Annotated in this window: 12 protein-coding genes; 5 read left to right on the top strand and 7 right to left on the bottom strand. The window is 68.1% G+C overall.

Translation table 11 applies throughout. The annotated features are described in order from the left end of the window. Positions 1-14: 14 nt before the first annotated feature. On the top strand, positions 15-1,295 hold the full coding sequence (locus tag ACWGCN_RS15990) for a helix-turn-helix domain-containing protein (protein WP_379314897.1): 1,281 nt from the start codon (positions 15-17) through the stop codon (positions 1,293-1,295). Positions 1,296-1,414: 119 nt separating this feature from the next. Here ACWGCN_RS15990 and ACWGCN_RS15985 read toward each other — a convergent pair whose 3' ends face one another. Next, a complete protein-coding gene (locus ACWGCN_RS15985; protein WP_452457386.1) occupies positions 1,415-2,137 on the bottom strand; it encodes a PaaX family transcriptional regulator C-terminal domain-containing protein in 723 nt (240 codons plus the stop codon). 62 nt (positions 2,138-2,199) lie between these two features. On the opposite strand from ACWGCN_RS15985, the gene ACWGCN_RS15980 reads away from it, so the two are divergent. Together ACWGCN_RS15980 and ACWGCN_RS15975 are read left to right on the top strand one after the other, a co-directional pair. Further along, the gene (locus ACWGCN_RS15980) at positions 2,200-3,063 is read left to right on the top strand and encodes an SDR family oxidoreductase (RefSeq protein ID WP_452457387.1); all 864 of its coding nucleotides are present in this window, start codon (positions 2,200-2,202) and stop codon (positions 3,061-3,063) included. Between the two features lie 147 nt (positions 3,064-3,210). Continuing rightward, positions 3,211-6,513, top strand: coding sequence for a protein kinase domain-containing protein (locus ACWGCN_RS15975; protein WP_452457388.1), 3,303 nt, complete (start codon positions 3,211-3,213; stop codon positions 6,511-6,513). A 187-nt stretch (positions 6,514-6,700) separates the two neighbouring features. Here ACWGCN_RS15975 and ACWGCN_RS15970 read toward each other — a convergent pair whose 3' ends face one another. Beyond that, positions 6,701-7,330: a TetR/AcrR family transcriptional regulator gene (locus tag ACWGCN_RS15970; RefSeq protein WP_378989648.1), complete on the bottom strand. Its 630-nt coding sequence runs from the start codon at positions 7,328-7,330 to the stop codon at positions 6,701-6,703. A gap of 203 nt (positions 7,331-7,533) precedes the next feature. Between ACWGCN_RS15970 and ACWGCN_RS15965 the strand changes: the two genes are divergently transcribed. After that, the gene (locus ACWGCN_RS15965; protein WP_452457389.1) at positions 7,534-9,117 is read left to right on the top strand and encodes an FAD-dependent monooxygenase; all 1,584 of its coding nucleotides are present in this window, start codon (positions 7,534-7,536) and stop codon (positions 9,115-9,117) included. Between the two features lie 73 nt (positions 9,118-9,190). On the opposite strand, the gene ACWGCN_RS15960 is transcribed toward ACWGCN_RS15965, so the two are convergent. Then, positions 9,191-9,628, bottom strand: a complete 438-nt coding sequence (locus ACWGCN_RS15960; protein WP_379315850.1) for a MarR family winged helix-turn-helix transcriptional regulator — start codon at positions 9,626-9,628, stop codon at positions 9,191-9,193. Positions 9,629-9,705: 77 nt separating this feature from the next. On the opposite strand from ACWGCN_RS15960, the gene ACWGCN_RS15955 reads away from it, so the two are divergent. Continuing rightward, complete coding sequence (locus ACWGCN_RS15955; RefSeq protein ID WP_378989644.1) at positions 9,706-11,526, top strand: ABC transporter ATP-binding protein; 1,821 nt, start codon at positions 9,706-9,708, stop codon at positions 11,524-11,526. 87 nt (positions 11,527-11,613) lie between these two features. Here the strand turns inward: ACWGCN_RS15955 and ACWGCN_RS15950 are convergent, their stop codons facing one another. Genes ACWGCN_RS15950 through ACWGCN_RS15935 form a run of 4 tightly spaced genes read right to left on the bottom strand, consistent with a single transcriptional unit; the run spans position 11,614 to position 17,786 of the window. Then, positions 11,614-12,690, bottom strand: a complete 1,077-nt coding sequence (locus tag ACWGCN_RS15950) for a family 2 encapsulin nanocompartment cargo protein polyprenyl transferase (RefSeq protein ID WP_387446833.1) — start codon at positions 12,688-12,690, stop codon at positions 11,614-11,616. Next, positions 12,687-14,078 (bottom strand): family 2B encapsulin nanocompartment shell protein, encoded by a 1,392-nt coding sequence (locus tag ACWGCN_RS15945; RefSeq protein ID WP_387446832.1) that lies wholly within the window; start codon positions 14,076-14,078, stop codon positions 12,687-12,689. Before ACWGCN_RS15945 ends, ACWGCN_RS15950 begins: the two co-directional genes overlap by 4 nt. After that, positions 14,075-16,360, bottom strand: coding sequence for a terpene synthase family protein (locus tag ACWGCN_RS15940; protein ID WP_452457390.1), 2,286 nt, complete (start codon positions 16,358-16,360; stop codon positions 14,075-14,077). Before ACWGCN_RS15940 ends, ACWGCN_RS15945 begins: the two co-directional genes overlap by 4 nt. A 4-nt stretch (positions 16,361-16,364) precedes the next feature. Beyond that, positions 16,365-17,786 carry a family 2B encapsulin nanocompartment shell protein gene (locus tag ACWGCN_RS15935; RefSeq protein ID WP_387446828.1) on the bottom strand — a complete coding sequence of 474 codons (1,422 nt, stop codon included), beginning with the start codon at positions 17,784-17,786 and terminating at the stop codon, positions 16,365-16,367. Between the last annotated feature and the right edge of the window lie 133 nt (positions 17,787-17,919).

Raw genomic sequence — 17,919 nt, 5'->3', positions numbered from 1 at the left:
TACTGTCTGCGGCCATGGCCCACGACAACGATCCACTGGTGCGTGCGGTGGCGGGCCGGATCAAAGCCGACCTGGACCACCTGTCGCCGAGGATGACCACGATGTTCACCGAGGTCATCCCCGAATTCCGGCACGACGACGAAGTGCGCAGGCTGATGGTGGCCAGCACGGAGTCCAACCTGTCCGCGATCTTGGACATACTCACGCTGGCCATCGGCCTCGACGACATCACCGTGCCGCCCGCCGCCGCCGAATACGCCCGCCGCTTCGCCCAGCACGATCTGTCGCTGGAGGCACTGCTGCGCGCCTACCGGCTCGGCGAGAACATGTTCGTCCAGTGGACGATGACGCTGCTGGCCGAACTGAACCCGCCCACCGACGTGGCGATGGCCACCGCGGCCCGCATCGCCTACCTGGTCAACAGCTATATCGACCAGGTGATCGAGGGCCTGATCGATATCTACGAGAGCGAGCGCCGCCGCTGGGACGCGCGCACCGACGCTGCCCGCGCCGCACAGGTGCGCGCCGTCGTCGACGCCGATGATCTGGACGTGGGCTCGGCCGAGCAGATGCTGTCGGCCTCCCTGCGTGGCTGGCACCAGTTCGCGACGCTGTGGACACCGCCGGGAACCCGCGATCCCCGCGCGTCGCTGCGCGCGGGCACCGCCCTGCTGGCGGCCGCGACCGGCAAGACGCCGATGACCGTCGAGGTCGACGATCACAACCGGTGGGTGTGGATCTCCTCGGTGGCCCGACCCGTGCTCGACACCGAACAACTCGCCCACGATCTGCGGGCCCATCCGAATCTGTCGATCACCCTGGGCGATCCGGCTACCGGCCTCGAAGGATTCCGCCAGACCTTCCGCGACGCGCAACAAGCCCGCGCCGTCGCCCTGACCAGGCGAGAGCACGGACTCACCGTCCATTCCGACGTGGCGTTGACCGCCCTGTTCGCCGACCGGGTGCCCGAGATGCGGGTGTGGGCCGAGCGTGTGCTCGGCGCACTGCTGGGCACGGACGAGACCGCAGCGCGGTTACGCGAGACCGTCCGCGCGTTCCTCGACGCCCGTGGCAGCTATACCGACGCCGCCGCGCGGCTGCACGTCCACAAGAACACCGTCCACTACCGGGTGCGCAAAGCCGAAGAGCTGCTCGGACATCCGCTCGGCGAGCGCAGGCTCGACATCGAAGTGGCCCTGCTGACCTGCGCCCAACTGGGGATCCCAGAGGCTCCTCACCAGCCCCGGCGAAGCCGTCGCAGGTCGGCCGAGACCACCGTGGACGACGCGACCTGACGACCGGTTGGTCACCGAGACCTTCGGTTTCGGCGACATCGGCAAGGCCGTCGACTACTGCGCCGGCGAGAACGGCGCCCGCGCAGTCGTCCTCTCCTGACCTGCGGCGCCGGGACGGCTTACAGGTCGAGTTGTCTGATCCAGGCGAGATAGGCCGAGGTCTGTGCCCGGAGATCGTCGACCGGCCAGTCGTCGGGTTGCAGCGCCGCAGGAAGGGCGGGGTCGGTGGTGAGCAGGTCGAGCGCGGCGCATACCACCGCGAATCTTGCTGCCGGGTCAGGGTTTTCGATGTCATCGAGCAGGGCGCGCCCCCGCGCCGACCAATCGGCCAGCGACCACAGTTCGGCGGTGAGGTCGGCAGCGTTCTCGACCGGCCGGAGTCGGAAATGGAGCGTGGTGGTAGCCAGGTCCGCGGGCAGCTCGCGGACGAGGTTGGCCGGCCGCAGCCAGACTCCCTCGCGAAGTTCTGCCAGGCGAAGCGAGAGCAGCCTGGCGCGCAGGGCCGCACGCTCGGCCGACGGCCGTCCGGCGGCGGTGATGACGACCTGCTCCCAGTCGCCGCCCCAGGGCCGAGCGGGCGGGGCGGTGAGTTCGGTCCGGCGTGCGCGCAAGGCGGGGTCGAGCGTGTAGGCGCGCTGTTCGCGGATCAGCTCGCCCGCGGCCACCATCCGCGACACCGCGACACGCACCGTTGTCTCCGGATAGCCGACGGCGGTGGTGGCAGCGCAGATTTCACTCGAGGTGGTCGTCGGCGACTCGGCCGCTATCAGAATCCGGATCACCGCCGAACGGGCCGACACCGGACGGACCCGTGCGTCGAAGCCGGTAGCAGCGGATTTCACGAGACCGAGTCTACATATTTCACTATTGCCGCGACTGTCCGAAAACTGTAACGTCGCACGGTATGACCACGACCACATCCACGACCTCCCCGTTCCCGCTGACCGGGCGCACCATGATCATGTCGGGCGGCAGCCGCGGCATCGGGCTGGCGATCGCCGTCGCCGCCGCCCGCGAAGGCGCCAACATCGTGCTGCTCGCCAAGACCGATACGCCCGACCCCCGACTGCCGGGCACCGTCCACACCGCCGCCGCCGAGATCGAAGCCGCCGGTGGACAGGCGCTCGCGGTGGTGGGCGATGTGCGCGACGAAGCCTCGGTAACCGACGCGGTGGCCCGCGCGGTCGAGCGTTTCGGCGGCATCGACTACTGCGTGAACAACGCCTCGGCGATCGCCCTCGCCCCCACCGAGGAATTGCCGATCAAGCGGTTCGACCTGATGCAGCAGATCCAGCTGCGCGGCACCTACCTGCTCTCGAGCGCCTGCCTGCCGCACCTGCGCCGCAGCGACAACGCCCACATCCTCAGCCTGTCGCCGCCGCTGAATCTCGCACCCGAATGGCTCGGCGCCTACCCCGCGTACATGCTCGCCAAGTACGGGATGTCGCTCCTGACGCTGGGTTGGGCCGCCGAATACGCCGAACACGGCGTCGCGGGCAACTGCCTGTGGCCCGAGACCCTGATCGCCACCGCCGCGGTGCAGAACCTCCTCGGCGGCGACGACGCGATCGCCAAAGCCCGTACCCCGCAGATCATGGCCGACGCCGCGGTGGCGCTCCTGCGCAAGGACGCACGATCGGTCACCGGAAACACCTTCCTCGACGTCGACGTGCTCCGTGCCGAAGGCGTCACCGATCTCTCGCCCTACGGAGGCGCCGACGGGCTGGAATACGACATCTTCGTCGACCCGCCGCACAAGCGGGCCTGAGCCGCCCGCCCGCAGCGCGAACGCAGGGGGTTTCGCCGACACCGGAAACGCGCCTGACGTCGTCGAACACCGTGGGTTCCGGGGCTATCCTCGGTAGAGGGCGGCGCACCAGCGCACCGCCACGAGGTCGCACCGAATCGAGCCTGAATGGCCGAAAACTTGCCGACGCAGCGCAGCTCGGCCACCGGGATCGCGGCGGAACTGACCGCCGAGGGCTTCGAGGACGCCCAGGAGATCGGACGCGGCGGTTTCGGTGTGGTCTACCGCTGCGTCCAGCCCGATCTGGACCGCGTGGTCGCGGTGAAAGTACTGACCGCCGAACTCGACCCCGACGGATTGCAGCGCTTCGTGCGCGAACAGCAGGCGATGGGCAGGCTGTCCGGTCATCCCTACATCGTCGCGGTCTTCCAAGCGGGCACCACCCACGGCGGGCACCCCTACCTGGTGATGCCCTATCACGCACGCGGGTCGTTGGAACAACGTATCCACGCCGTCGGCCCGCTGGACTGGGCAGCGACACTGCGGTTGGGTGTGAAGATGGCGGGCGCCCTCGAGACCGCGCACCGGGCCGGCATCCTGCATCGTGACGTGAAACCGTCCAACATCCTGCTCAGCGACTACGACGAACCCGAACTCACCGACTTCGGGATCGCCCGGATCCAGGGCGGGTTCCACACGACGACCGGAATCGTCACCGGCTCCCCCGCTTTCGCCGCGCCGGAGGTCCTGCGCGGCGCGCAAGCCACCGCCGCCGCCGACGTGTACGGCCTGGGCGCCACGCTGTTCTGCGCACTCACCGGACATGTCGCCTACGAGCGGCGCGTCGGAGAGCAGGTGTTGTCACAGTTCCTGCGAGTCTCCGCGCAGCCCGGTCCCGATCTCACCGACCAGGATGTGCCCGACGAGGTCAGAGCCGCCATCGAGCACGCGATGGCGACCGACCCCGCCGACCGGCCCGACAGCGCCGCCGGCTTCGGCGCGGAACTGGTTGCGGCCCAGCGCAGTACCGGCAGCCCCGTCGATGTCCTCCGGGTCCCGGATACCCAGCGACCCGTCGCGGTGCCGATCGCACCGGCGGCCCGGGCCCGCGATCGCACCACCGCGCCTCCCACACCCGCCACGAAGTATCGCCCGCCGACTCCGGCGCGGGCGACTCTCGCCAGAAAGCGCCTGCTCGAGCACTTGCGCACCACCGAAAGCACCCGGCTCACCGCCATCCACGCGCCCAGCGGATTCGGCAAGACCACGGTGGCCGCCCAATGGCACGACGAGCTGGTCGAGCACGGCGCCGCAGTCGCGTGGCTGACCGTCGACGAGGACGACGACAATGTCTCCTGGTTCCTCACCCACCTCGCCGAGGCGATCCGTCCCGCCGTCCCCGTGCTCGCCGACGATCTCGACCGGCTGCTGGAAGCCAACCCCGACGACCCGACCCGCGCCGTGCTGACCGCACTCGTCGACGGTCTGCACGCCGACGACCGGCGGGTGACGCTGATACTCGACGACTGGCAACGGGTCACCGCCCCCGCCTCGGTGGACGCGGTCCGGTTCCTGCTCGAGCACGGGTGTCACCATCTGCCCCTCGTCGTCACGAGCACCGAGCGGCTCGACCTGCCGTTGAGCAGGTTGCGCATCCACGGTGAACTCGCCGAAATCGACGCCACGACACTACGTTTCAATCCCGACGAGGTACACGCGTTCCTCGCCGAAGCCGGCGGTGTGCACTTGGCCGCCGACGAGGTGGCCGCGCTGGCAGGCGCCACCGACGGCTGGGTCGCGGCACTACAGCTGACGGTGCTGTCGCTGCGCGCAGGTGAGGACCCGGCGCACCTGCTCGACAGCCTCGCCGCGCACCCCGACATCGGGGCGTTCCTGGCCGAGAACGTACTCGGCGCACTGGATCCGGACACCCTCGAATTCCTCATGACGACCTCGATCTGCGAGCGGATCTGCGGCGGACTGGCCACCGCCCTGACCGGCCGCACCGACGCCGCCGACCTCCTCGCCGATCTCGCCGACCGCGGTTTGTTCCTGCTGCCCACCGGCCCCGACCACCACTGGTACCGCTACCACCAGTTGTTCGCTGGTTATCTGTGCCGCAGGCTCGCCCAGGACCGCCCGGGCGAGATCGCGGGTCTGCGGCTGCGAGCCGCCGACTGGTTCGCGCACCATCACCTGCTCAACGAGGCCGTCGACCAAGCGCTGGCCGCGCAGAACCCCGAACGCGCGGCCGATCTCGTCGAACAGGGCGCGGGTTACCTGCTGGAGCTGTCGAAAATGGTGATGCTGCAGGGCATTCTGGCAAAACTACCCGCCAGGGTGTGCCGGGCGAGGCCCCGTATCCAGCTGTTCGGCGTCTGGGTCAACCTGGTGCTGCGCAGACCCGCGGCCACCGCGTCCTCCCTCGCCCGCTTCGAGACCGCGCTGGCCGCGGCCCCACTCGCCGAGCCCGAGCGCACCGATCTGCGCGCGGAAGCGGACGTGGCGATCAGCGTCCGGGAGATGTTCGGTGACCGCGTATCCGAGCTCGACGGTCTGATCGGTGACGCGCTGGCCCGGCCCGACGACTTCTCCCCGCGGATCCCCGGAGTGGCGGCCAATATCGCCAGCTTCGCGGCGATCCAGCGCTTCGACTTCGCCGAGGCGCGCCGGTGGCAGCTCTGGGCAGCGCCGTATCACGAGGCGACCGGCCCGTTCCTGTCGGTGTACGGGCGCTGTTTCGCGGGTGTGGCCGCCCGCGAACAGCTCGACATCATCGGCGCCGACGACCTGTTCACGACCGCGCTCGACACCGCACGCACGACCATGGGCGCCGCCGCCCACGCGACTCGCCTCGCGTGCGCTTTGCTGGGCGAATTACGTTATGAGACCGGTGATTTCGATATCGCGGCGGATCTACTGGAGCAGAGCAGGGAACTGTCCACCGAAGGCGGCGGCGGAGTGGACATCATGCTCGCCACCTACGCGACCGGTGCGCGGGTACGAGCCCTGCGCGGCGACCGGGACGGCGCGCTGGAACTCCTCGACGAGGGCATGTCCCACGCCGAACTCTTGGATCTGCCGCGCCTGGCCGCCCGGGTCCGCAACGAGCGGGTGCGTCTCGGCGTCGAACTCGATCCCACCGTGGCGGCGGCGCTGACGAGCGCGCGCACGATCCGTCGTGACAACGGAACCGCCACTGCCATCGATGAATTCGATGAGGACTCCGCGATCCGCGTGTTGCTGGCGACGGGTCGGCCCCGGTCGGCGATCGAGCGCGCCGAGCACTTGGTCGCCGGGATAGATATGCAGCGCAGGCCGCTGGCCGCGCTGCGTGCCGGGTTCCTGCTCGGCAGCGCCCTGCGCCGGGCCGACCGCGCGAGCGAAGCCGATCGCATCCTCACACCGCTGATCCGCCGATGCGATCACCTCGGCCTGGTCCGCCTGCCAGCCGACGCGATGGCGACCTAGAGTTTTGCCCTGCTGCCCGGTTCAGGATCGATTTCTTTGCGCGACAAATCGACTCGGTAAACCATGACCGGGTAGTGCGGGTGGAAATCCGGGATGGGTCGGTGCCGGATGTTGCCGGCCCGCCATCGCAGCAGTCCGGTATCGGCGCAGATCAGGCCGCGGGCACGGGTTTCGCGGTGCACGAATGTCAGCGGTGTGGTCGTTTCTCGGCGGCATCGAGTGCGGGGGCGAGTGGTGCGAGTCCGGCGCGGAGCAGCTCCGGTAACGCGCCGGATGGCACGACGAGTCCGCTGCTCACGGGGGCCGGTTGGAGCCATCGTTCGAGGGTGACGCGAACCGCGGCGGTCACGCTGGCCGCGAGCACGCGGGCGGTGTGCGGGTCGATGTCGCCGAGGCGGGCCGCGATCGCGTCGGCGAGAGGATGTTCCATCGCGGTGGAGGTATGGACGAAGGCGTCACGCAGCGCGGGATGGCCGGCGATCAGGAGCAGCGCGTCACGACCGGATTCGTCCTGAGCGGTGTACTGATCCACGATCGCGTCGATGACGGCATCGGCGAGTCGGGCGGCGGGCCGAGCTGCCACTGCCGCCGCGACCCGCGTTTCCCGTTCCGTGGTGATGGCAGCGACGATCGCCTGTTCTCGACTGGAGAAGTAGTTGTTGTAGGTCCTGGGTGAGACGCCGGCGGCCTCGGCGATGTCGTCCACGCGCACGTTGTCCGGCCCGCGCTCGAGCGCCAGCCGAAGTGCCGCCTCGCACAGCGCCTCCCGGGTGGCCCGCTTCTTCTGCTCGCGCAACCCTGCCCGTCGTGTCGTCACCGCTTCAGTATTCCATCGACTTTGCGCACACGCAAAATTGCGTGCACGCACTTTTGTCCTCTAGTCTGGCCTCCTCATCCCCGACCGACAGGAACCAGGTCGATGAGAGGCAGGGGCGGCACGATCTCCCGTGCGCGCGTCGACCTGGACGAAGTCGAGCGCGAGCTGCGCGTCTTTCCATCCCGATGAAGGAGAAATCACCGATGACCGTCGACGTTGTGATCAGCGGAGCCGGCCCGAACGGGCTGATGCTGGCCTGCGAGCTGAGCCTGGCCGGGATCCGGCCGATCGTGCTGGAGCGACTGCCCGAACCGAGCGAGGAACCGAAAGCCAATGGGCTGCTCGGCCAGGTCGTGCAACTGGTCGACCGGCGGGGTCTGTACGAGCGGCTCAGCGGCAGCCCGGCGCCGCCGCAACCGAACTCCACCTACTTCATGTTCGCCGCGATGGCCCTGGACCTGAGCCTGCTCGACGACAGCCCGGTCTTCGGGCTGGCGGCGCCGCAGCACCACATCGCGCAGGTCCTGGAACAGCGTGCTGTCGAACTCGGCGCGGCGATCCGGCGCGGACACGAGGTCGTCGGCCTGGCACAAGACGACGACGTGGTCACCGTAGATGACGTGGTCACCGTAGATGTAGCGGGCCCGGATGGAACCTACCGCCTGCGAGCCCGATATCTCGTCGGCGCGGACGGGGCGCACAGCGTCACCCGCACGCTGTCCGGCATCGGATTCCCCGGTGTCACCTACGACCGCGCGACCAGCCGGGCGGCGCACGCCACCGTCCCGGCCGACTGGGTGGACCCCACAACCGGCGTCCTGACCGTGCCCGGCTACGGGTCCGTCCAACCATTCCTGCCACTGCGCACCGAGCACGGGGGCTTCTCCTACGCGCCGTTCCCCGGTCATTCGCCGCTCATCAGCACCATCGAGTGGGACCAGCCCGAGACCGACGCTCCCATGAGCCTCGACGAGCTTCGGGCCAGCGTCGACCGTGTACTCGCCGCCGACATCCCACTCGGCGCGCCCTCCGGCCAGGAACCGCACGTGCTGCGCCGGCTCAGCGGTGGCAACACCCGAATCGCCGACCGATTCCGAGACCGCCGCGTGTTCCTGATCGGCGACGCCGCCCACATCTACACTGCAGGAGGCGGCCCAGGGCTCAATCTCGGCCTGCAGGACGCGGCCAACCTCGGCTGGAAACTCGCCGCCAACATCCGCGGCAACGCCCCGACCGACCTACTCGACAGCTACGAAGCCGAACGTCGGCAAGCCGCCTCCCGCATGGTCACCTACGCCCAAGCACAATCCGCGCTGATCGCCCCGGGCAGCGACGTCACCGCCCTGCGCGAACTGTTCACCGAACTACTACGCGACCAGGACACCGTGCAGCGTCTCGCCGCCCTCACCGCGGGCGCCGACATCCGCTACGACACGGGCGGACCCGATACCCACCCGCTCATCGGCCGGTTCGCGCCGGACATGGAACTGACCACCCCGAACGGGACCGTCCGGCTGGCCGAGCTGACCAGGACCGCACGGCCACTGCTGCTCGACCTGACCGGGAACACGGGGTTGGCGGAAACGCTGCCCGAGTGGCACGACCAACTCGACATCGTCACCGCACACCCCCAACCCGGATCACCCACCGCCCTGCTCCTGCGCCCGGACTGCTACGTCGCGTGGGCAACCACATCCCCGTGCCCGGACAGTTCGGACCGACAGGCGCTCCGCACGGCACTGCAGCGCTGTTTCCGCCCCACGAACCCGCCGGCATCTGACCGCTGACGGGTCGGTAGTCCCTCATCCGTCACGACGACATGAAATCACCGGTAGGTCAACACCGCTCGATGTTCCGCGCTCAGCGCCGGATCGGGTGGATCTGCTCCTCACCCTCGGAGACGAGCTTGCCGAGAATGTCGCGCAGCGAAGCGCGCTCATCGTCGGTGAGTCGTCCGAAGAAGTCGTCCGCGTCCTTCGTCCGGGCGGCAGTCAAGGTTGCGAGAGTCCGCTTGCCCAGCGCGGTCACCACCACGAGAATCGCGCGGCGGTCGGTCGGGTCGGGCCGTCGCGCGACCAGATCAGCTTCCTCGAGCGCGTCCACCACTTCCGTGGCCGACCGGGCGCTGATCCGCAACGCGTCCGCGATGGCCGACAGCCGGAGACCGTCGTGCTCGCCGGCCACGCGGAGCGCGCGGGCCTGGTGTGGCGTCAGACCCATCGGCGCGTACGCCGCCGACCAGCGCCGACGGAGCGTCCTGGCCACCTGCATCAGGAGGTCGCTCTCGTTGTCGGGCATAAACCCGCCTCTCGCTTTGTTTTCCTTACCAGATAGTGAGGTAACCTCAGCATAAACACAACCCAAGGGGGTTGCAGATGGAAGTGAAAGTCTCCGCCGGCGGCGGCCGCGCCCGCCGACCCGACCCGGCCGATCGCGCACAACTGCGCGAGTCCCCCGTGTCCCTGCGCCGGATCGCCGCGCTCTTCGCGCCGTACCGGCTTCAGCTCACCCTGCTGACCGTCCTGATCGTGGCGGGTTCGACGATCGGCCTCGCCTCGCCGTTCCTGCTGCGGCTGGTGATCGATGACGCGCTCCCCCAGCAGAACGTCCCACTCCTGCTCTGGGCCGTGGGCGGCATGCTCGCCGTCACCGTGCTCACCGCCGTGCTCGGCGTAGGCCAGACACTCATCTCCACCACGGTCGGGCAGCAGGTGATGCATGTCCTGCGTGCCGACGTGTTCCGCCACCTACAGCGGCAGTCGCTGGCGTTCTTCACCCGCACCCGTAGCGGTGAGGTCCAGTCGCGCCTGATCAACGATGTCGGCGGCATGCAATCCGTGGTCACCAGCACCGCGACCGCCATCGCGAGCAACGTCACCACCGTGGTCGGCACCGCCGTCGCGATGGCCGTGCTGTCGTGGCGGTTGTCGCTGCTGTCGCTGGTGGTGCTGCCGCCGGCGATCTGGCTGACCCGGCGCGTAGCGCTGCTGCGTCGCGACATCACCGCCCAGCGCCAACGTCACCTCGCCGATCTACACGGCCAGGTCGAGGAAGGACTCTCGGTGAGCGGCGTCCAGCTGGGCAAGACCCTCGGCACCGGTCCTCTCGCGTCCGCGCAGTTCGAGCAGACCTCGCATGACCTGGTCGGCCTCGAAGTGCGCTCACAGCTCGCGGGCCGCTGGCGGATGGCCACCATGAGCATCCTCTTCGCGGCCATCCCGGCGCTGCTCTACCTCGCCGCCGGTCTTCCGGCGACCAGCAGCGGCATGACGATCGGCACCCTGGTCGCCTTCACCACGTTGCAGGCAGGGTTGTTCAGGCCGCTGATGGCTCTGCTCAATGTGGGTGTCGAAGTCACCAGCTCGATGGCGTTGTTCAGCCGGATCTTCGGCTACCTGGACCTTCCGGTCGAGATCGATGAACCCACCCAGCCGGTCGACCTCGACCCACGCGATGTCGTGGGCGAAGTCCGGTTCGAGCATGTCAGCTTCCGCTACGACGCCGCGGGTCCCGATGTGCTCGATGACGTCTCACTTGTCGTACCTCCCGGGTCGACGCTCGCTCTGGTCGGCGAGACCGGTTCCGGCAAGACCACCCTCGCCTCGCTCGTCGCGCGACTGCACGACGCGACCGGTGGCCGGGTGACCATCGACGGCGTCGACGTCCGTGACCTGGAGCTCGGCACCCTCGCTCGCATCGTCGGCGTGGTGTCGCAGGAGTCGTACCTGCTGCACACGACCATTCGTGAGAACCTTCGCTATGCCAAGCCCGGTGCGACCGATGCGGAGATCGAGCGCGCGGCCCGTGCCGCCCAGATCCACGAGCTGATCGCCTCACTGCCCCAGGGCTACGACACTGTGGTCGGGTCGCGCGGTCATCGGTTCTCCGGCGGTGAGAAGCAGCGGATCGCGCTGGCGCGCACCCTGTTGCGCGACCCGCGTGTGCTGGTACTCGACGAGGCGACGAGCGCCCTCGACAACGAGACCGAGCGTGCGGTGCAGGCAGCCATCGACGTGGTCGCCCAGGGCCGCACGGTCATCACGATCGCGCACCGGCTGAGCACCATCCGCGATGCCGACCAGATCGCGGTCCTGCACCATGGCCGGGTCGCCGAGCGTGGAAACCACCGGTCCCTCGTCGACGACGGAGGACGCTATGCCCGGCTCAACGGCGCCGCCGACGTCGTGGCGGCCTGATCGGTGCTGTGCCGTGGAATCCCGAATCAGCCTCCGCCCGATCGGGACCGTGGCCGCGATCGGGCGGAGGCATGAGAAGCACTCGGCTCAGCAGTCTCGGTTCGCGGCCAGCGCCGCGAGCAGGTCCAGGTCGGCCAGGGCTTCGGCGTTCGCCCCGACCTCGCTGATCGTCGACATGGCTTCCTCGTACAGTTGCCTGGCCTGCAGCCGACTCCATTCCCGCCCGCCTGCGGCTTCGACCAGCTCGGCGGCACGGACCAATTCGGCGTCGTCGAGCGGCTTCTCACGGAGATAGAGGTCGGCGAGGGCGCCCGCTTCCGGGGTGTTCGAGCGCAGTGCGAACACCACCGGCAACGACTTCTTGCGGCTGCGCAGGTCGGAGAACACCGATTTGCCGGTGACGCTGGGGTCGCCCCAGATGCCGAGCAGGTCGTCGGTGTGCTGGAAGGCACGGCCCAAGCGCCTGCCGAACTCTTGCAGCCGCAACAGCTCACCGGAGTCCGCGTTTCCGAACAGGCCCCCGAGTGCGGCCGAACACCCGAACAGCGCCCCGGTCTTCTGGTCGACCATGGTGAAGCACTCCTCGAGCTCGACATCGGTGCGCCGCTCGAATCCCAGGTCCGCGCACTGACCCTCGACGAGGTGCAGCACCGAGCGGCTCATCAGATTCGTCGCTTCGACGATCGGTGTGTCCGGCTCCGCGGCGAGCAGGGAATACGCCTGGGCCACCAGCGCGTCGCCGGCGAGGATGGCAGGCCCGATCCCGAACGCGGTCCACGCCGTCGGCCGGTGCCGTCGGGTGGTGTCTCGGTCCATCACGTCGTCGTGCAGCAACGAGAAGTTGTGCACCAGTTCGACCGCGACGGCAGCGCGCACGGCATCTCCCACGTCGCCGCCGGTCAACCGCGCGGCCGAGAGAACCAGGGCGGGGCGAATGGCCTTGCCGCCGTCGTGACGTTCCGGTCGCCCGGTCTTGTCCCACCAGCCGAAGTGGTAGCCCACGATCGTGCGGACCGTGGCAGGCATCATCTGCACGGTGGCATGCAGGGTGGCCGCGCAGGTCTCCCGGCATTGATCGAGGACGTCGGCGGCCGTGCGCGAGCTGTGCGCAACAGCGGGTGTGGGCACCGGGATCGGTGTGGTCGCGACATCCGGGGTGCTCATCGATTCACCTGCACTTCGGTCAGCGCGCCGAGTGCGTCCGGAACGAGTACTGCCGCAGCATGATTGGCGCTGATGAGGTAGGAGGCGATGGCGCGGTCGTCGATGCCGGTGAAGCGGACGTTGACGCCCGGCTCGACTTCGTCGGGCAGACCGGTCTGGCGCAGGCCGATCACCCCGTCATCCGATTCACCGATCCGCATCGCCAAGATCGTGCTGGTTCCGCTCGGTGAGATCGGGATCTTGTCCGAGGGCAGCAGCGGCACGTTGCGCCACGCGTGCACCCGTCTTCCCTCGATTTCGGTGTGATCGGGGTAGACGCCCTGGGCTGTGCATTCGTGGCCGAACTGGGCGATGACGCGGGGGTGGGCGAGGAAGAACGCGGTCTTGCGACGGCGGGCCAGCAAGCGATCGAGGTCCTCGGGTGTCGGGCGGCCGGTGGCCGAACACAACCGCTGACTCGGGTCGACGTTGTGCAGCAAACCGTAGTCGTGGTGGGTCAGCAGGTCGCGTTCCTGGCGTTCCCGCAACGCCGCGATCGACAGGCGCAGCTGCTGGTCGAGCTGGTTCATCGGCTTGTTGTAGAGGTCGGTGACCCGGGTGTGCACGCGCAGCAGCAGTTGCGCGATGCTGAGCTCGAGTTCGCGTGGTTGCTGGTCGTAGTCGACGTAGGTCCCGGGCAGCGTCGGCTCACCCTGCTGGCCCGACAGCAGTCCGATCGCCGCCTGACCGTATTTGTCGGCACCGCTTCGTTCGGCGGCGACCGCGGCTCCGAGGCCGGCGACATGGGCGGCGAGGCGCGGTTCTCGGGCGCACAGGGCGTCGAACACGGCGCGCGGCAACGCCAGAACCGTGCAGGCGGTGTTCGCGGTCGCCGTGTGCTCCCAAATAGCCTGCCCGCCAAGGAGTGTGGAGGCACCGAGGTGGCTGCCGTCGTCGAGCACGTCCAGCTGTACCTGCTGACCGTAGTCGCCGGGGCCGGAGAGCACGACCCGTCCGTGGGCGAGCACATAGGCCGCGTCGATTTCGTTGCCGAACTCGCAGATCGTCTCCCCCGCCGCGAACTCCTGCTGGGTGAACAGGTGGGCGATCTCGCGCAATGTGTCGTCGTCGTCGAAATCGCGCAGCGCTCGCAATTCGCGCAGTTCGGCGGGGACCACCTGGTACCGGCCGTTGGCCAGCGTGCAGGTGACGTAGCCGTCCCCGACGGTGTAGGTCAGGCGCCGGTTGACCCGGTAGGTTCCGCCGTCGACCTCGACCCAGGGCAGCATGCGCAGCAGCCAGCGGGGCGTGATCCCCTGCATCTGCGGAACAGATTTGGTGGTGGTCGACAGTGTGCGGGCGGCGGCGACACCGAGCGCTGTCGGTGGGTTCTGGGCGGTGCTGGTCACAAGGAGGTCCTTCCCGGCGAGGTGGCATGGGTGGCGACGGATCCGACTCGGGGTCGAACCCGGGCGGCGGCGGTGCCGATGCCCGAGGGTCCCCACGTGTGGACCGGGCGGGCGGCGGTTCGCGGTTGCTGGCCGACCGGGCGGCGCAAGTTCTCGGGGCGGTAGCGGCTGGTGCCGCGATGCCAGTGCAGGATGCCCGCGATCCAATCACGCAGTTCGTCGATGTAGCTGGTCAGCGCCGCGCGAGCGGTGTCGTCGAGCCGGTGGTGTTCGAACAGGACGGGCAATTCGTCGTCGACGAGTCGCTGGAACTGCCGCATTCTGGCCCGCATCAGGTCATCGACGACGGTGGCGGCGACGTCGCGGTCGCAATCGAAGAACGACTCGACCACCAGAATCGCGTTGTGCAGTTCGGATTCGTATTCGATTTCCTTTTGGTAGGAGTAGAAGTCGTTGATCAAACAGCCGTAGTCCTGTGCGGCGTGTTCGATGCCGCGCATGGTGGTGGATTCGAACACCGCATCGGGGATCAGGCCGCCGCGGGCGATCTTCGACAGGGCGATCGTCAGATCCGAGCCGAAGGTGCGGCGGCGCATCTCCAGGTAGTCGACGGGATCGGGGACGCGATGCTGGATGTGGTTGGCCAGCTCCCACAACCAGCTTTCGGTCATGGATTCCACCGCTTGCCGGAAGGTGCGCCGAGCCGTCGGCGACATCGGCCCCGCCGTGCGCGACCACAGGTCCACCAACGACCGTTCCAGCGGGTTGACCGGTGTGTCAACAGGTTTCAGGTCCAGCGGCATGAACGTCGACAGTCTGGCGTTGCAGGCTTTCGCGCCGGCCATCGCGGCGGAGCCCTGGGTGGGAGGGAAGACAGTAGGAAAATAGTCGTCGCCCCAGGTCCCCCAGGTGAGCCATTCGGCCGACAGCGTGAGCACGTCGACATCGGCGTCGGGGTCCAAACCGGCTGAGCACAGCGCGAAATCGAATCCGGCCGTATCCTCGCGAGTCCACAACTGCCGCCCACCGAGCTCGGGCAGCGGATCGTGGAATCCGACCTGTTGCGCCCAGTCGATACTGGCCGCGCGTGCCACGGGCATGTGCGGTGACAGACTCAACTCGAACGGCACGTCGAAGTCCGGCAGCGGCAATTGCCCGGTGCGGCGCAACGGAGTCCGGGTGTGGCTGCGCGCGCCGCCCGGCCCGGCGAGACCTTTCCAGAACCCGGGTCTGGCCAGTTCGGTGCCGATTCCCGCGGGACCGAACGACATCGGTCCCGTCGCCGCGGAGCCGTTCATGTACCGATTGGACCGCAGGTGCCATTCGTGGCCACCGGACTGCCAGTCCTGCAGACCGTGCGCGTACGACAGCGCCGCCGCGCACTGCACCGCGTCCAGCCCGTGCTCGTCGAACAGCAGCGGCAGCTCGGTGAGCACGGTGTTCTCGAACTGGTGGATCCGCGAGGTGAGCTGGTCGTTGACGATGTCGGCGGCCTGCTGTGGCGAACAGTCGAAGAACCGCTCTACCACCAGGACTCCGTTGTTCACCTCGCCTTCTTCCTCGGTCTCGCGCTGATACGAGAAGATGTCGTTGCGTAAGTGCACGGCATCGGAGAACGTGTCCTTGAGCACGCGCATCGGCCGGGTGCCGACGATGGCTTCGGGAATTTCGACACCGCGGGCGTACTCCACCAGATCGGCCGACCACGGTGCACCGCCGACCCTGCGACGCATCTCGATGTAGTCGATGGGGTTGGGAATCCGGGCGGTATTGATATTGCCGATCTCCCAGACACAGTCGAGCAGCAGGTTCCGGGTGCTTTCGCGGAACCGTTCGCGCCAGCATTCCGACATCGACGACACCGTCCGGGTCCAGAGGTCGGCGAGACCGCGTTCGTCGGGGTTGGTCGGCTCGGGCATCGCGGCACCGTCGGGCGGCATGAACGTGGCCAGACGGTCGAGATACCGCCGTGCACCGTCCATGTCACCGGTGCGTTTGAACGCGTCGAGGAAGTGGTCGTCGAAATAGAAGACCCAGGTGTACCAGTCGGTGACGGTGTCGAGCACCGGTGCGTCGGCTTCTGGATGCGTGTAGGCGCACAGACCGGCGTAGTCCATGCCGTCGAAACTCGGCTCGTCCCACACCACATCGCCACCGACGGTGTCGCCGAGCATTCCCATCTCGTAGGCCCACTGTTTGGTATGTGCCCGTGCTTGTTCCACGTGCGCGTTCAGCCGCGCGGGATGAGCGACGTAGAACTCGGGCAGCTCGAAGGGCTGCACGATGTCAGCCCTCGGCGCCGAGCTGCACGTTCTCGAGGATCGCGAGGGCATCGGGCACCAGCACCGCACCCGAGTAGTAGGTGCTGACCAGGTAGGAGATGATCGCTTTGTCGTCGATGCCCATGAAGCGCACGTTCAGTCCGGGCTCGTACTCGTCGGGAATTCCGGTCTGGCGCAAGCCGATCACGCCCTGTGACGATTCACCGGTGCGCATCAGCATGATCGAGGTGGTACGGCCGGCCGAGGTGCCGATCTTGTTGCACGGCAGGATCGGTACCCCGCGCCACGAGGGCACCCGATGTCCGTTCAGCTCAGTGCTCGTCGGATAGATGCCGCGGCGGCTGCATTCGGCGCCGAAGGCGGCGATGGCCTTCGGATTGGCCAGGAAGAACGCGGGCTCCTTCCAGACCAGGGCGAGCAATTCGTCCATGTCGTCCGGTGTCGGAGCCCCGGTGCGAGTACTGATCCGCTGCTGTGGTGCGGCATTGTGCAGCAATCCGAAGTCTCGGTTGTTGACCATCTCGTCTTCCTGCCGCTCGCGCAGGGCTTCGATGGTCAGCCGCAGCTGCTGTTCGATCTGGTCCATCGGCTTGTTGTAGAGGTCGGCGACGCGGCTGTGGACCCGCAGCACGGTCTGGGCGATGCTCAACTCGTATTCGCGCGGGGACAGGTCGTAGTCGACGAAGGTGCCCTGCAACTGCGGTTCGCCCTCGTGACCGGAGGCGAGCTCGATCGAACTCTCGCCGTAGGGGTTGGCCCGCTCGTCGGTGACGGCGCCGTCGAGCTGGGCCGCCCGAACGTGTTCGCGCAATCCTTCGATCCGTGCGCTGACCTCGGCCAGCGCACGGTCGGTGAGGACCAGGCAGGTACACGCGGTCACCGCTTTGACGGTGAAGTCCCATGGCTGCGCGTCGGCGCCGAGGATTCGTTCACCGATGAACCGGCCGTCGGTCATGATCTCGAGGACGGTCGACTCCCCGTAGGCGCCGGTGCCGAGCTTGTCGGCCTTGCCGTGGGCGAGGACCACCAGCTCTTCGGCCGGTCGGCCTGCTTCGGCGATGATGTCGCCGGGCGCGTACTGGCGTTCGACGAAGGAGTCCGCCACCGTCTGCAGGGCGGCATCGTCGGTGTAGTCACGCAGATAGCGCAGTTCACGCAGGTCGGGTGCGAGGACCCGCGCCTGGCCCGCGGTGTCGTAGCAGGTGATCAGACCGTCGCCGACGGTGTAGGTGAGGCGGCGGTTGACCCGGTACACACCACCGTCGGCCTGCACCCAGGGCAGCAGTTTCAGCAGCCACCGAGAGGTGATGCCTTGCATCTGTGGCACGGATTTGGTGGTGGTTGCGAGGTTGCGCGCGGCGACGGTGCTGAGGCTCAGCTGGGCGGCGGCGATGGTTCCAGAGAATGGTTCAGCCAGTTCAGTCATGAGTTCTTCCTGCTTCGAGAGACATGGGAGAAACGAGATGACACACCACGGGGAGTGAACGAATCAGTTATCCACCGGCTATCGATTGTGGCAGAAGCGACTGTAGCGGATCGTGCGCGATCTACGGAGCAAA

Source organism: Nocardia sp. NPDC055050 (genome assembly GCF_053608345.1).
Note: the sequence above shows the minus strand (reverse complement) of the source record. Positions and strands in the feature narration are given on the sequence as shown.